The sequence below is a fragment of the Pyxidicoccus xibeiensis genome, from assembly GCF_024198175.1.
Classification (GTDB): Bacteria; Myxococcota; Myxococcia; order Myxococcales; family Myxococcaceae; genus Myxococcus; species Myxococcus xibeiensis.
On the sequence record NZ_JAJVKV010000015.1, the window covers coordinates 103,545 to 117,720 of the forward strand.

Sequence of the window (14,176 nt, forward strand, 5' to 3'; positions counted from 1 at the left end):
GACTCTACCGGTCACAAGCGCCCCCGAGCAATCATGCAAAACCCGCCAAACGGCGGGAATCATTGGCTTTCTTGCTACCCAGCCGAGGGAGCGTTCGGAGGCGTCTCGCCACCCTCGCCACCCTCCGCGTCGGCCGGGTCTGCCGGGGCCGGCGCCACGGTGGGCGTCTCCGGCAGGGCGTTCGCCCGCTCCAGGCCGGCGGTGTCGCCGAGCTGGGTGTAGAGGGCGACGGCCTTCTCGCGCTGCTGCAGCTCCTCCGCGAGCTGGGCGGCGCGAGCCACGTTGCCGAGCTTCTCGTGCAGCGGGAGCGCCTTGTCCTTGCGGCCGGCACCCTCCCACGCCTCCGCCGCGGCGGCGGTGTCGCCGAGCAGCTCCAGCCACCGGGCACGGCCGGCCGGCTTCTGCTCCGCCTCGGCGCGGGCCAGCTCACGCTGGGCCAGCTCCTTCGCCTCGTCCTCCAGCTTCAGGCGCTGCATGAAGTGGAAGGCCTTGGGCGGAGGCAGCGGGCTGAGCACCTCCACGGCCTCGCGGCGCTGGCCCACCGCCACCAGCAGGGTGGCGGCACCGAGCCGGTCCCCGCGCTCCACCAGGCCTTTGACCTCCAGGCCGCGGATGCGGTTGGCGCTGGCCATGTCCCGGGAGCGCTCGTACGACTTGCGCGCCAGGGTGAGCTTGCCGGCACGCTCGTACGCGAGCGCCGCCTGGTCGAACTGGCGGGCACGCTCGTACAGCCGGGCGACGTTCTCGAAGTCGCCCTTGCCCACGTAGTGCTCCATGAGGAGCTCGTAGGCGCCGGCCTTCTCCAGCGTGGGCGCGAGCTGGTCCGGGGGCAGCGTGCCCACCAGCCGGCGGGCCACGTCGTTGTTGCCACCGGACAGGGCGTTGCGCAGGGCGCTCTTGAGGTCTCCGCCCGCCTCGAACAGGCGCGCGGCCTCCGCGAAGCTGCTGTTGCGCTCGTACATCCGGGCCGCGTCACGCGTGCGGCCCATGCCCTCGAGCTGCTTCGCCTGCTCCTCCCAGGTGCCCGTCAGCTCGGGCATCGGCGGACGCTCGCCCCGCTCGGGACGGGGGCCCCGCTCCGGGCGCTCACCGCGCTCGGGACGCGGGCCACGCTCCGGACGAGGGCCCCGCTCGGGACGGTCGCCACGCTCACCGCGCTCGGGACGCGCCCCACGCTCGGGACGCGGGCCCCGCTCGGGACGGTCACCCCGCGCCTGGCGCTCCTCCCTCGGAGCCGCCGCGGGCTCCTCGACTTCAGGACCCGGCTGGCGGCCGCTGGCGGTGAAGGCCGTCTCAGCGCGCTCGCGGTCGCCCGCCGCGCGCCAGACCTGGCCCACCAGGAACATGACCTCCGTCCAGGCGTCGAACTTCTCCTTCGCGGGGTCCACGGCCGGAGCCGCGGGAGCCGCCGGAGCAGCACCCTCGGCCGGGGCCGCGCCTTCCGTCGGCTCGGCACCCTCCGCCGGAGCACCTTCCGTCGGAGCAGCCTCGGCCGGAGCCTCCGCGGGCGCAGCGTCCTCCGCCGGAGCAGCAGCCTCGGCGGGAGCAGCGGCGTCGGGCGCGGGCGGCTTGGGCTGCCGCTGCACGCGCAGCATCGTGGTGATGAGGCGACCCTTGGTGTTCAGGTCCAGGTCATCCAGGGACTTCAGGCGCATGGGACGCAGCGAGCGGACGATGGCCTGCAGCGGCCCCCGCTCGGCGGCGAAGTCCATCTTGGAGAGCGCCTTCTCCAGGGTGCTCAGTTCGGCGATGACGCGCTGACCGGGGCCGACAGGGCCCTCGTCACGGTCCCTGCGCCCGCGGCCGTCACCCCGCCCTCGGCCTCCGTCTCTTCCTCCAGGACCGCCCGGACCACCCCGGCCGCCAAAACCTCCGCCGCCGAAGCCACCACCCGGACCCTCACGGCGCGGACCCTGGCCCGGCGCACCCCCGTCACGACCACGCCCACCACCGGGGCGCGGCCCACCGCTTCCATTCTCCTGAGGCACGTCTTTCTCCCGCTAGAACGCGTAGCGAATGTTCGGCGCCACCGCGAACCCGAGCGAGCCTCCGGAAACGAGGTAGTTCCCCGTCACCTCGAGCCCCACGGAAAAGTGGCGCAGCCTTGTGTAGTACTCCACTCCGGGCCCGGCAAACACAAGAATGTCGGATTCGGGGAGGAGACGCTTCGGCGAGAACATCGCATAACCCGCGCCAGCGCGGACGTAGAACCACGTGCGCTTCACTTCCTGGCTGTCGGCCAGGCCGTACACCCGGGCGCGCAGCACCGCGCCGGGGACCATCGACGAGAAGTCACCGGACACCGCGCCGCCTGAGTTGCCCACGTAGTCGGCGCTCGTGCGGATGCTGGAGCCCATGATGAACAGGCCCACGGACAGGCGCTCGCTCAGGTCCACGCCCACCTCGACCTGCGCCATGGGGCCGGCGGAGAACGGCCGCGGCGTGCCCTCGGGGGCCGGCGGGTTGGTGACGAACAGCGGGCCACCCAGTACGGCGAAGTACAGGCCCCGCTCGATTTCATCGAACGTGACTGCGGGGCGGTCCCCGGTGTTGGCGGGGGTGGGCTGCTGAGCGCTCGCGACCATGGGGAGGACGAACACGGCGCACAGGGCAAGGGGGGCGAGGGCTTTCATGCGGTCCTGACGTTGGCGCGGCCCCCGTGGGGGACGGGAGCCGGAGGAAACACCGCGGGCGGGCCGGCTTCTCGGCCCACCCGCGGAAACTGAGTGACAGCCCGACGTTACTCGCCGGCCTGCTTGAAGATGAACGGATAGGTGACGACGACCACGCCACCACCCTTGGGCTCGGGGAACTTCCAGGTGCGCACACGGCCCGCCACGCACGTCTCCAGGTCCGCGTTGCCCGCGGTGGACTGGGCCACCGAGGACGTCGCCACGGAGCCCGTCGCGGTGATGACGAACTTCACCGCCACCTTGCCTCCCAGCTTCGGGAAGCGGTTGAGCAGGCTCTCGTAGCAGTAGCGGATCTGCCCGCGGTTCATGTGGATGACCTTGCGGATGAGCTCCTTGTCCAGCGAGCCCATGACCTCCGGGTCCGACGAGGTGATGCCGACGTCGACGCTCTGCTTGCCGCCGAGCACGCCCACGCCATTGCCGTAGGCGCCGGTGCCGCCGCCACGGCCCTTGGTGCCGATGCCGCCGATGCCGACGGTGTCACCCGTGCCGCCGCCGCCACCGCCGGAGCCACGCAGGCCCAGGCCGCCGAAGCCGCCAGAGTCACCCGCCTTGGCGCCGAACATGTTGCCCATGGCGTTCTTCAGGTCGCCGCCCAGGCCGGCCTTGCCGAAGACGGTGGAGATGCCGCCCTTGCCGCCGCCGAAGATCTTCGCGGTCAGCGCGCGGGCCTCGTCCTTCTTGTTCGGGTCGCCCTTGGGCGCGGTGCGGTTGTTGGTCTTGGGCGAATCCTTCTTGCCCATCTGACCCTCGTCACCGCGGCTCTTGGCCGCCATCTCGCCGCTCTTCTTCGCCTCCTTCTGCTGGTTGAGGCGCTCGAGGAACTTGTTCTTCTGCGTCTCCGGCGGCTTGATGATGAGCTTGGCGATGCGGGCCTGGTTGGCGGACAGCTCGTCCGAGTACTCGTCGCCCTCACCCGTGCGGTTGAGCGCGGTGATGACGAACGCGGTCGCCAGGAAGAACATCACCAGGAAGATGTTGAGCGCCGTGTAGTCCAGCGTCTCGCCCAGCGGCGCCACGACGCGCTTGGGCACGGGCTGGAAGGCGACCTCCAGCGAGACGCCGCCCAGGTCGACCCAGAAGAAGTCGTCGGCCTCCAGCGTCAGCGTGTACGCGTCACCCTCGTGCGAGGCCTTGCCGGACTCGATGACCGCCTTGAGGTCCCGCGTCTCGCCCTTGCGGTGCAGCTCGCCCTTCATCTTCCCCGTGAAGCGCACGGAGTAGGCCTGCCCGTCGGCGCGCAGCACCTCGAACTTCGGCGCGCCCAGCCGCGAGTCGCCCATGATGAAGTCCACGCCCGCGGTGCTGCCCACGGTGAACGAGCGCTTCGCCCCGGGAGGGATGAAGAACTCGCCCACGCGCTGGTCACCCCACGCGAAGCGCAGGCCCACGCCCTGCGGCCCGTTGGACTTCGTCTTGCGCACCGTGCGCACGCGCGGCGCGGCCTCCACCGGAGCGGCCACGGCCGGCTCGGCGGCGGGCGCCACCGCGTTCTGCTGGGTGGCGGCGAACGACGCGTCCAGCGCGCCCTCGGCCACGGCATCGGCGGGAGGCGTCATGGCCCCCGCGGCCTGCGCCAGCCCGGCCGCGGGCGAAGAAGCGCCCAGCACCGGGTTCTTGTCCGTCGTCTCGTCCGTACCGGCGACGGCGACGGCCAGGTTCACCGCGGCCACCGCGGCCGGGTTCTCCAGGCGGATGGTGGTGCCACCCACGCGGATCTCGTCACCAAAGGACAGCTGTCCCTTGTTGACCCGCTTGCCGTTGACGTACGTGCCCTCGACGCTGCCCATGTCGATGATGGACATGGCGCCGTCGGTGGCGACTTCGATGACGGAGTGGATCCGACTGACCTTCTCGTCCTCCAGGCACAGGTGCGCGGAAGAGAGACGACCAATCTTGATGATGTCGCGCTCGTAGTCCTTTGAGGCGACCAGCGAGTCGCCCTTGAAGACCTTGAGTGTCAGGGGAACGGCCATGAGGGCTCCTACGTAAGGTGGGTGTTGGCTACAGACAACGCTCGCGCCGGCGGGTTCCCGCCAATGCGACGACGCCTACAGCTCCCCCACGGACTGCATCACCTTGTCCTCGAAGTCCTCGCGGATGCGGATGAGGTTCGAGTGCTTCACCTTGTCGCGGGCTTCGATGTACTCGCCGTCCGGCTTCGTGAGGTCACCCTCGATGGTGTCGTCCTCGAAGTCGATGTTGGTCGTCTTGGAGTAGCGCACATTGCCCTCCCCGCCCCCACCACCGCCCTCCGACTTCGCCGCGTCGTCCTGGGCAAGGGCCGGAGCCACCGAGAACATCGCGCACAGCATCAGCGCCTTCCGCATCACTGCCTCCCACGAGGGCCCCGTCGGGCCCGTGCCACACCGCCTCCCCCAATAAGGGGAAGGCGCAAGGTTCGCATCATCCCCCGAGGCCCCGCCAGCGCGAAGGCACCCGTGGGCAACACCGCTTTCACAGCAGGTCGTCTTCCGGCTCCGCCGGATCCGCCGTGCCTGCATTCTTCTTTTCAGGGGCCCCACCCGCCGGGGCGGCCGGAGCCTGGGGCGCCGCGCCGCCAGCCGGAGTGGCCTGGGGGGCGGTGCCGGTGGAGGACGCGGGCGTCACGGCGCCGCCGGGCTGCGGGGCCGGGGCGGCCTTCTTCTCCGCGGCCTGCATCTGCGCCTGCTGCTGCTTCTGCAGCGCCTCCATCTGCTTGGCCTGCTCCTCGGCGTGCTTCGCCTCGCGCTTGGCGTTGACGATGGCCTCCGCCTCGCGCAGCAGGTTGAAGACGGGCGACTCGGCGGACAGGGCGACATCCCCACCGGCCATGGCGATGTACTTCTTGTACAGCTCCACGGCGCGCTCGGGGGCGTCCTTCACCTTGTGGAGGATGACGGCGCGGTTGAGGTGGACGGCGGCCAGCTCTCCGTCCAGCTTCTCCGCCTCGTCGTACTCCTGCATGGCCTTGTCGAACTGGCCCTGGCCCTTGTAGGCGATGCCCAGGTTGAGGTGGGCGATGGCGTTCTTCCCGTCCGCCTGGAGGATGCGGCGCAGGTGCTCCTCGGCGCCGGGGTAGTCCTCGGCGTCCAGCGACAGCTGCGCCAGCGCCACGTGCGAGGGCACGTAGTCGTCACGCACCTCGAGCGCCTTCTTGAAGGCCAGCCGCGCCTCGTCCTTGTTGCCCTCGCGCTGGAGGATGAGGCCCACGGCGTGGTGCAGCTCCGGGTCCGCCGCGTCCAGCTTCACGCCGCGCAGCGCCACCAGCTTCGCCATGGCCAGCTGCTTGCGGTCCAGGTAGCTGCGGATCATCACCTTCAGCGCGGTGGTGGACACCGGGTCCCTCATCAGCGCGCCCCGGGCGAACTCCATCGCCTTGTCGTGGTCGCCGGTCTGCCGGTAGATCTCCGCCAGGCGCGCGCGCGACTGGGCGTCGTCCGGGTAGCGCTGCAGCACCTCCTGGTAGAGGGCCACCGCGCCGGCCACGTTGCCGGCGTTCTGCTCCATCACCGCGAGGTTCTCCGCGGCCTGGCGCAGCGAGGGCTTCTTGGTGAGCGCGTTCTTGTAGTGGGCGCGGGCCTCGGTGGCCTTGCCCTGGCGCTCGGCGATGACGCCCAGGTTGTAGTCGGCCTCCGCCAGGTTGGCGTCCGACTCCAGGGCCAGCTTGAACTTGCGCTCCAGCGACGGGTAGTCGAAGGCCTTGGCCTTCTTCTGCGCGTCGAACGCCTTCACGGCGTCCTCGAAGCGGGCCTTGGCCGTGTTGGAGATGGGCGGCGCCGCCGGCTCCTTGCCGGTCGTCGTCTGGGCCGTGGGCGGCTTCGCCGGGCCGCTGGGGCCGGCGGCCTTGGAGCCGGAGCAGCCGGCGGCGACAAGCGATACGGCCGCCAGAAGGGGGAACAGGCGCATGGTGCGATTCGTCCGGTTCATTAGAGGAAGTCCTCCGGCTCCTCGTCGGCCCCGGCCTGCTTCGCGGGCGCGGTGCCATCCTTGGAAGCGGCGGGCTTGGTGTCCACCTGGGTCTCGGTCTGCGAGCGGAGCTGGGCGGTGAGGTCCGTCAGGTCCTCTTTCAGCGCCTCCGACTTCGCCTTCTGCGCCTCGCCCGTGGCCTTGGGCGCCGGCGGCGGCACGTCCTGGATGGCGGCCAGCAGGTCCCCGCCGATGATCTGCTCCTTGCCCTTCAGCGCCACCTTCTCCTCCGGCATGTCCGGGAAGCGGTCGGGCTGGTAGGTGGTGCGCAGCATCTTCAGGCTCTCCGCGGCGCAGTCGTTGTACACGTCCAGCTCGCGGCTCTTGGCCACCGTGGCGGCGAACGCCTCGGTCGCCTTGTCCTTGAGCGGCTGGGCCTGGTTGGCGAACTCGTCCTTCAGCGCCTGCTGCGCTTCTTCGTCCAGGCCGCGCGGCATGGGGGCATTGATGACGCGGTCGGCGAAGTGGTCATACGCCAGGCCGATGCGGTGCAGCGCGCAGATGGCCGGCTCGGGCGCGCCCAGAGCCACCGTCTGCACGTACTTCTTCTCCACCACCTGCAGCGCGCGGCTCTTGTCCTGGATGCTGGCGCGGAAGCGGTCCGGCGACGGCGGAGCGCCCCAGTACAGCTTCAGCCGCTTGTACTCCTGCCAGTCCAGCTCCACCGCCAGGAACTGCGCCTGGGCGGCGGGGCCCAGCGCCGGCTTCTCCAGCGTGGTCTGCACGCGGCGCGGCAGCTGCTCGAAGTGGTCGTAGACGCGCTTGTACATGCGCGTCACGTCGCGCGACTTGTTCATCTTCCTGTACAGGTCGATGATGCGGCCTTCGGCGGTGAGGAACTTGCTCGCCGAGCGCATGTTGTCGCGCTCGTACTCCTCGAGCATCTTGATGGCCTTCATCGCCGCGCCGCTCTTGCCCGTCAGGTCGATGATGGACATGCGGATCTCATCCGCGTCCTTCGCCTTGGGCCACAGCTCCAGGTAGCGCTCGCGGTTGCGCAGCGCCGCCTTCGTCTGCCCCAGGCCCGCGCGGTAGGTCGCCGCGTTGAACAGCGCCACCTGGGCCTTGGACTCCTCCCACTTCTGCGGGACGGCGGGCTTGTCGTCCCCGCCCTTCTTCGCGCGCGGCTTGCCGGCGCCCTTCTCCGTCACGCTGCGCTCGTAGCCGCGCACGTAGGCCTCGTAGGTGCTCGCCGCGTCCTCGAAGTCACCGATGGCCTCCAGCGCCTCCGCGTTGGCGTAGATGGAGTCCGGCACGTACTTGGACCGCGGGTACTGCGCGAACAGGCGCTTGCGGACGTCGATGGCCTTATCGAGCATCTTGCCCTTGTAGTAGTCGACGGACGCATTGTAGAGCGCCAGGTCCGCCAGCTCCGTCTGGGGGAAGTCCTTCACGAAGGCAAGGTACGCCTCGGCGGCCTTCTCGAACTCCTTCTTCTCCTCCAGCTGGCTGACGAGCTTGAAGGACGACTGCTCGATGAGCTTCGCCAGGTCGTCGCGGAACTTGCCCACCGCCAGCTTGTCGTTGGCGTAGAAGCGCCGCGCCCACTCGTTCACCTTCGCGAAGTCCTGCAGCAGGTTGTACGAGTCGAGGATGAGGTTGGCGGCGATCTCCGACGCGCGCTCGCCGTTCTCGAACTTGTAGTCGGGGTAGCCGAGCGCAATCTCGCTGAAGCGCAGCACCGCCTCGTCGAAGTGGTTGTGGCGGTAGTAGATGTTGGCCGCCTTGAAGGCGATCTCCACCCGCTTGTCGCCCTTGGGCACGTACTTCAGGTAGCGCTCGCACGCGTCGAGCAGCGCCTTCTTCAGCGTGGGGATGGCGGCCTTCTTGGTGATGTCCGAGCCCACCGCCTCGCTCTTGCCCTCGCCGCGCGCCTCGCCGGCCTTGACGACTTCGTCATAGGCGAGCACCGCGTTGTAGGCGGCGTTCTGCAGCCACTTGCCCGGCTTGCCCGGCTTCGCCTTGCCCTTGTCGTCCTTGGCCTCCAGCACCTTCGCGTCCTGCAGGACGACGAGCGTGTAGTTGGCGGCGGCCTTGTCGTAGTTCTGCAGGTTGTCGTTGAGGAGCTCGGCCCAGAAGAAGCGCAGGTCGTACGCCTTGGGGTTCTCCGGGAAGAGCGTGAGGTAGTCGCTGTACACGGCGTCCGCGTACTTGAACGTCTCCTCGTTGCGCGTCTTCTTGCCCTCGTTGTGCCAGGTGACCGCCAGGTTGGACAGGGTGCGCTCGGACAGCTCCTTCGCCTCCGCCAGCAGCTTCTTGTCCTTGTCGTCCTTGATGACGCCGGAGCCCTCGACCTCCTTCATGATCTTCACGAGCCGGCGCACCTGGGCCACGGTGCGCTCCTTGTTGCCCATGCGGAGGATGCAGTCGACGATCTTCCCCTGGAAGCCGGGCGCCTCGGGCGACAGCGGCTTCTCCTTGATGAGGGCGTTGAAGGTGATCGCCGCTTCGCGGTCCTTGCCGTCCCCGTAGTACAGGTTGGCCAGCTGCTTCATCATCGTGAAGCGGTCTTCCGGGTTGGTGGCCACCTTGCCGAAGTCCGCGCGGGCCTGCGCCACGTCACCCTGGTGGGCGTACGCGCGCACGTAGTCGGTGCGCGCCTCGCGCACCAGCGAGCTCTTGCCGCTCTTGCCGCCGTCCTTCTCCACCGCGTTGGCGCCGGCCAGCTCGCCGTAGAGCACCACCGTCTTGAACTTGTCCTTCGCGGCCTCGTAGTCCCCCATGTTGTAGTGGCACCAGCCCTGCTTGTAGAGGGCGAAGGCGTACACCTGACTCTCGGGGAACTCGGCGGCCTTCTTGTACGCGACGAGCGCCTTCTCCAGCTCCGGGCGCTTGCCCTTGGAGTTGTTGAAGTAGTGCTCGCCGAAGGCCAGGTACGCGTCGGGGATGAACTTGGACGTCGGGAACTTCTCGATGAGGCGCTTGAAGGCCACCAGCGCCTTGCGGTCCTGGCCGTCCTCCATCAGGTACTGGCCGAGGAAGAAGAGCACCTCGTCGGAGCGCTCGAACTTCGGGAACTCCTGGACGATCTTCGTGTACTGCTCCACCGCGAGCTTGCCGTACTCCTTCTGCTTGGCGACCAGCTCCGCCTTCTCCGCCTTGGCGCGCTGCTGGGCCATGGCGTCGTTGGCGTTCATTGCCTTGAGCAGCTCGTCGTCCTTCCGGTTGGCCTCGAAGAAGAAGAACTTCGACTCCTCCCAGTAGAACTCGCCCAGGCGGAACAGGAGGCTGGGGGTCTCTCGCGGATCCGGCGACAGCGAGATGATCTTCTTCAGCGACTGGATCTGCTCGCGGCGCTTGGAGGCCACCTGCAGCTCCACGCCCAGCCGGAACTGGTCGTACTGGAGGGCGGGTGCGACCTCTTCCTTCTTCTTTTCACGGGTGATGTCGCCAGCCAGGGACTTGTCCACCGCAGTGGCGGACTTCCGGCCGAGATCGGCATCGCGCGTGGCTTTCTTTTCCTGGGCGGCGGAAACCGACGCCAGGAGCACGAGGCAGACGAGTAGCGAACGGCGCATGGTCTTCCTAAGGGAGGGGGACCGGCGTCCCCGGTTGCCTGCTTGGTAGGCAAGTATCCGGGAATCTTCGGGAATTTCCATTCGGGGGGCTTCACTATGCGCGGTTTCAGCGCGACGGGTCAACCCTGACTGGCCGCCTGCTCCCTCTGCGGAAAGCAAGCCGGAAATCTTCCAGAGGCGCTGTGAAAATGGCGGCTGCGGAGTTGCCTTGTCGGACCCAGCGGGTATGGGAGGGCAGACGGCCGGCTGCTCGGCTGCCCTGCACTGGAGTGCGTGTCGGATCATGAGTCTCCTCCCCGAGAGCGCCAGCTTCGAAGAGCTGGTCCAGGACTACTTCCTCGCGGTGCGTGGCGCGGGGTTGATGCTGTCGGCGCTGGACACGGAGCTTTTGACGACCTGGGCCCAGGAGGGAGTTCCCTTCGAAGTGGTGGCGCGCGGCATCTCCCGCTCGGCGGAGAAGGCGCTGTGGGACGCGCGGCCCGGAGAGCCGGTGCTGCGCTCGCTCCGCTCATGCCGGCGGCAGGTGGAGGCGGAGATCAGGAAGTACCGCGAGCTGGCGGCCGGCGCGACTGCCCCGGAGCCGCACGCGCGGCGAAAGCGGGTCCGCACGTGGGAGGAGACACGACATGCGCGCCTGTGCGCGGCCCTGGATGACCTGGCGGGGCGGGAGGAGGCGCTGGCCCCCCGGGTGCGGCGGCTGATGGTGACGGTCCTCGCACATGTCCCCACGGAGCCGGCGGCCCTGGATGACCAGGAGGCGCTGGTGCTGCTGGGGCTCTTGAGGGCGCTGCCCTTCGAGGAGCGGCGTGCGCTGTGGCGCGACGCGCTGGCGGCGGGCACGGAGCAGCAGGTGATGTCGGCGCGGGCGCGGCGGGTGTCGAGGCGCTTCCGGGTGTTGGCGGCGGTGAGGCGGCGGTTGGGCGTGAAGGAAGGCTGAGAGGGAGGCAGGCCTGCTCGCCCGTTCAGTTGGCTGACGGGCTCAGGAAGGCTCTGTTATGGCGATGCGCGACATGGCTGCGAAGGCGACGGGTGAGGCGTGTGGCGTGTGCTCCGGGCGGACCTACGTGCTCGAGAGACGTGGGGACCTGGCCCAGGCGCGGGCGTGCGTGTGCGTGGAGAGCTGCACCGTGTGCGGTGGACGCGGGCACGTGCTGGTGGAGCGCGAGGGGATGTTCAGCCAGAAGGTGGGCCCCCGGCGCTACGAGGTGATGGAGCCGTGCGTGTGCACGCGGCGGCGCAGGCGCGTGTCGCTCTTCAACGAGGTGGGGCTGCCCGGAGTGGTGGCCCACTCGAGCTTCGACAACTACCGGGCCTTCAACGAGGCGCAGGACCGCGGCCGCGGCGTGGCCATGGGCTTCGCGCACCAGTACGTGAAGGGCGGCATGGACGCGAAGGGCGGCCCGGCGAAGGGCTTCGTCCTGAGCGGCCCGGTGGGCACGGGGAAGACGCACCTGATGGCCGCCACCCTCGCGCACCTGGTGCTGGAGGTGGGCGTCCGCGCCCGGTACGTGGAGATCTCCCTGCTGTACGCGCAGATCCGCCGCGGCTTCCAGGACGGCAAGAGCGGCGGGGAGATCATCGGCCCCCTGTCGGACGTGGAGGTGCTGGCCATCGACGAGCTGGGCAAGGGACGCGGCAGCCCGTTCGAGATGGAGACGCTCGATGAGCTCATCGCCCGCCGCTACAACGCGGGCCGCACCACGCTCTTCGCGACGAACTACTCGCTGGAGCCGGAGAAGAAGGCCCAGCGCGCACCGGCGCCCTCGGGCTACCGCACGACGGAGGACGCGCGCAGCGCGGCGCGCGAGGCGGAGCTGCTGCGTGAGCGCGTGGGTGAGCGCATCTACAGCCGGCTGTGCGAGATGTGCACCTTCGTGGAGCTGCCTCGCGACACGCCGGACCGGCGCCGCACGCGGCAGGAGATGGACTCGCCCCTGCACCACTCGCCGGGCGGAATGCGCAGCGCGGGGCGGTAGGCCTCGCGTGGAACCTCGGGTGAGCGCCTTACCCGTTTCCGGGCCGCCTCAATGACCGACGTCATCCTCGTCTTCGTCACCGCCCCTTCCGCCGACAAGGCCGCCGAGCTGGCGCGCACGCTGGTGGAGGAGCAGCTCGCCGCGTGCGGCAACATCGTCCCCGGCCTGCGCTCCATCTACCGCTGGGAGGGACAGGTCCAGGACGAGGCCGAGGTGCTGCTGCTCCTCAAGACGCGCACCGCCCTCTTCGAGCCCCTGCGCGCCCGCATCGTCGAGCTGCACCCCTACCAGGTGCCCGAGGTCCTCCGGGTCGACGTCGCCGACGGCCATGCGCCCTACCTGGCGTGGATTCGCGACAGCACGCGGTCGTCCACGCCGTGAGCACACCGGAGCCTTTGCCCAATCCTGAGCGCGAGTGGGAGCGGAGGGCGGAGCTGCGCGCGTTCGACCCCGAAGAGATTCTCCGGCGCATCGGCCCCACCGATGAGCCCTGGGAGCTGCTGACGGGAGGCCAGGCCAACCTCAACGTGCGGCTCGGCTCGGAGCGGGTGCTGCGCATCTACCGCCGCGACCGGGAAGCCCTCCGCAAGGAGCAGGCGCTGCTCGGCCTCGGGTGGAAGTCCTTCCGGGTGCCGGCGGTGCTCTCGGCGGGCGAGGACTTCCTGCTGCTGGAGTACGTCCCCCACGTGCCGCTGCAGGGCTCGGCCGGGCATGGCGCCGTCCTCGGGCGCGCGCTGGCGGAGGTCCACGCACGCGCCTTTCCCCAAGCCGGGTTCCTCGGCTCGGACCTGTCCGTCGTCACGCCCTTCACCGAGGTGTTCGACGCCTTCCACGACCACCTGCGCACCCAGCTCGACACGCTGGACCCCGTCCTGCGCGCGGAGCTGTTCACCCCGCTCTCGGGCTTCGTCGCGCGGCACGAGGAGATGCTCCGCGCGCATGCCAGCGCCCCCGTGCTGCTCCATGGAGACTTCAAGGCCTCCAACCTCCATGACACCCAGGCGGGCATCCCGCTGGTCCTCGACTGGGAGTTCGCCTACGCGGGCCCCGCGCTCATGGACGTCGGCCAGCTGCTGCGCTGGAGCCCTCCCGAGCCGTTCGTGGAGTCCTTCGCCTCCAACTACCGGGCCTACGGAGGGCGTCTCGCCGAGGGCTGGCGGCGCGCGGCGGAGGTGTTCGACCTGTTCAACCTCGTCGGCCTGCTGGCGCGTTCCGCCCCAGCGTCGCGGCGGACGGAGGACACGCGACGGCGCATCCTCGACACGCTCGGGAGGCCATGACGTAGAGATGCGCCAGGCGATGTCGGCAGCCGCTGCCCTGGACGTGGGCCGCGGGCCACGTCCCCTCGCCTGCCTTCCCCTGGAGTCTCGCGACGGCACCCTCCCGGACATTGCGAACGAAGGGCGCCAGACGAACCGTGTGGAGAGAGGAGTCCGCGCGATGCCCGAGCAGGAAGCCGTGATGGTCAACGGACGCAGCCGTTCCTCGCGCGGACGCCTGTGTACATGCGCGGTGGCCGTGATGTTCCTCGGCGCCTGCGCCACGAGCAGGCGCGAGGAACGCGACGAGAGCGCCGAACGCATCGAGTAGATCATCCAGCCCGGCGCCGCCTCGGAGCCCATTCCCGAGGGCATCGCCTTCGCCACACCGGACACGCCCCCACCCTCCGGCGCACGCATGAGCGAGGCGCTTCCCTACGACGAACCCGGGACACAGGGCCTCGACGAGGACGCTGAGCGCCTGAGGCCGTCCGGCCATCCGCTGTCTCCGTTCGCCTGGGGCGCCCCGGTGGCGCCGTCACCGTGCAACGCCCCACCGCATGGCGCCATCCTCCCCGCGCCCGTGCCGCTGTCGTGCCTGCTGAACCCCGGTGCCATCCGGTACCGCCTCGAGCCGCGCCCCGGCGGCAGCATCCCCGGCCTGCTGCCCTGAAGCAGCGCGCGCACGGAGCGCTCCGCGGGCGTCTCAGCCCGACCTCCGTGCGCCAACGCATGTCAGGAGGTCGCAAGCAGGCCCCCTGCCCCAACCTCCGTCCCTCGCT

At 69.8% G+C, this 14,176-nt stretch carries 12 protein-coding genes; 6 read left to right on the forward strand and 6 right to left on the reverse strand.

The window, feature by feature from the left end:
* Positions 1-74 precede the first annotated feature (74 nt).
* From LXT23_RS40765 to LXT23_RS40790, 6 genes are all read right to left on the reverse strand, one after another.
* The gene (locus LXT23_RS40765) at positions 75-1,712 is read right to left on the reverse strand and encodes a DEAD/DEAH box helicase (protein WP_253985868.1); all 1,638 of its coding nucleotides are present in this window, start codon (positions 1,710-1,712) and stop codon (positions 75-77) included.
* A gap of 288 nt (positions 1,713-2,000) precedes the next feature.
* Complete coding sequence (gene cglE / locus LXT23_RS40770) at positions 2,001-2,633, reverse strand: adventurous gliding motility protein CglE (protein ID WP_253985869.1); 633 nt, start codon at positions 2,631-2,633, stop codon at positions 2,001-2,003.
* Positions 2,634-2,740: 107 nt separating this feature from the next.
* Positions 2,741-4,669 carry an adventurous gliding motility protein GltG gene (gene gltG / locus LXT23_RS40775; RefSeq protein WP_253985870.1) on the reverse strand — a complete coding sequence of 643 codons (1,929 nt, stop codon included), beginning with the start codon at positions 4,667-4,669 and terminating at the stop codon, positions 2,741-2,743.
* 75 nt (positions 4,670-4,744) lie between these two features.
* The gene (cglF, locus tag LXT23_RS40780; RefSeq protein WP_253985871.1) at positions 4,745-5,023 is read right to left on the reverse strand and encodes an adventurous gliding motility protein CglF; all 279 of its coding nucleotides are present in this window, start codon (positions 5,021-5,023) and stop codon (positions 4,745-4,747) included.
* Between the two features lie 127 nt (positions 5,024-5,150).
* Complete coding sequence (gltE, locus tag LXT23_RS40785) at positions 5,151-6,602, reverse strand: adventurous gliding motility TPR repeat lipoprotein GltE (RefSeq protein ID WP_253985872.1); 1,452 nt, start codon at positions 6,600-6,602, stop codon at positions 5,151-5,153.
* The gene (locus LXT23_RS40790; RefSeq protein WP_253985873.1) at positions 6,602-10,159 is read right to left on the reverse strand and encodes a tetratricopeptide repeat protein; all 3,558 of its coding nucleotides are present in this window, start codon (positions 10,157-10,159) and stop codon (positions 6,602-6,604) included. Before LXT23_RS40790 ends, gltE begins: the two co-directional genes overlap by 1 nt.
* 283 nt (positions 10,160-10,442) lie before the next feature.
* Here LXT23_RS40790 and LXT23_RS40795 point away from each other — a divergent pair, with 283 nt between their 5' ends.
* The 6 genes from LXT23_RS40795 to LXT23_RS40820 all read left to right on the forward strand — a co-directional run bounded on the left by LXT23_RS40795 (position 10,443) and on the right by LXT23_RS40820 (position 14,067).
* Positions 10,443-11,096, forward strand: a complete 654-nt coding sequence (locus LXT23_RS40795) for a hypothetical protein (RefSeq protein ID WP_253985874.1) — start codon at positions 10,443-10,445, stop codon at positions 11,094-11,096.
* Positions 11,097-11,154: 58 nt separating this feature from the next.
* Positions 11,155-12,135 carry an ATP-binding protein gene (locus LXT23_RS40800; protein ID WP_253985875.1) on the forward strand — a complete coding sequence of 327 codons (981 nt, stop codon included), beginning with the start codon at positions 11,155-11,157 and terminating at the stop codon, positions 12,133-12,135.
* 51 nt (positions 12,136-12,186) lie between these two features.
* Positions 12,187-12,516 (forward strand): divalent-cation tolerance protein CutA, encoded by a 330-nt coding sequence (gene cutA / locus LXT23_RS40805; RefSeq protein WP_253985876.1) that lies wholly within the window; start codon positions 12,187-12,189, stop codon positions 12,514-12,516.
* A gap of 14 nt (positions 12,517-12,530) precedes the next feature.
* A complete protein-coding gene (locus LXT23_RS40810; RefSeq protein ID WP_253985877.1) occupies positions 12,531-13,415 on the forward strand; it encodes a phosphotransferase family protein in 885 nt (294 codons plus the stop codon).
* A gap of 160 nt (positions 13,416-13,575) precedes the next feature.
* On the forward strand, positions 13,576-13,725 hold the full coding sequence (locus tag LXT23_RS40815; RefSeq protein ID WP_253985878.1) for a hypothetical protein: 150 nt from the start codon (positions 13,576-13,578) through the stop codon (positions 13,723-13,725).
* An 87-nt stretch (positions 13,726-13,812) separates the two neighbouring features.
* Positions 13,813-14,067, forward strand: a complete 255-nt coding sequence (locus LXT23_RS40820) for a hypothetical protein (RefSeq protein WP_253985879.1) — start codon at positions 13,813-13,815, stop codon at positions 14,065-14,067.
* Positions 14,068-14,176 lie beyond the last annotated feature (109 nt).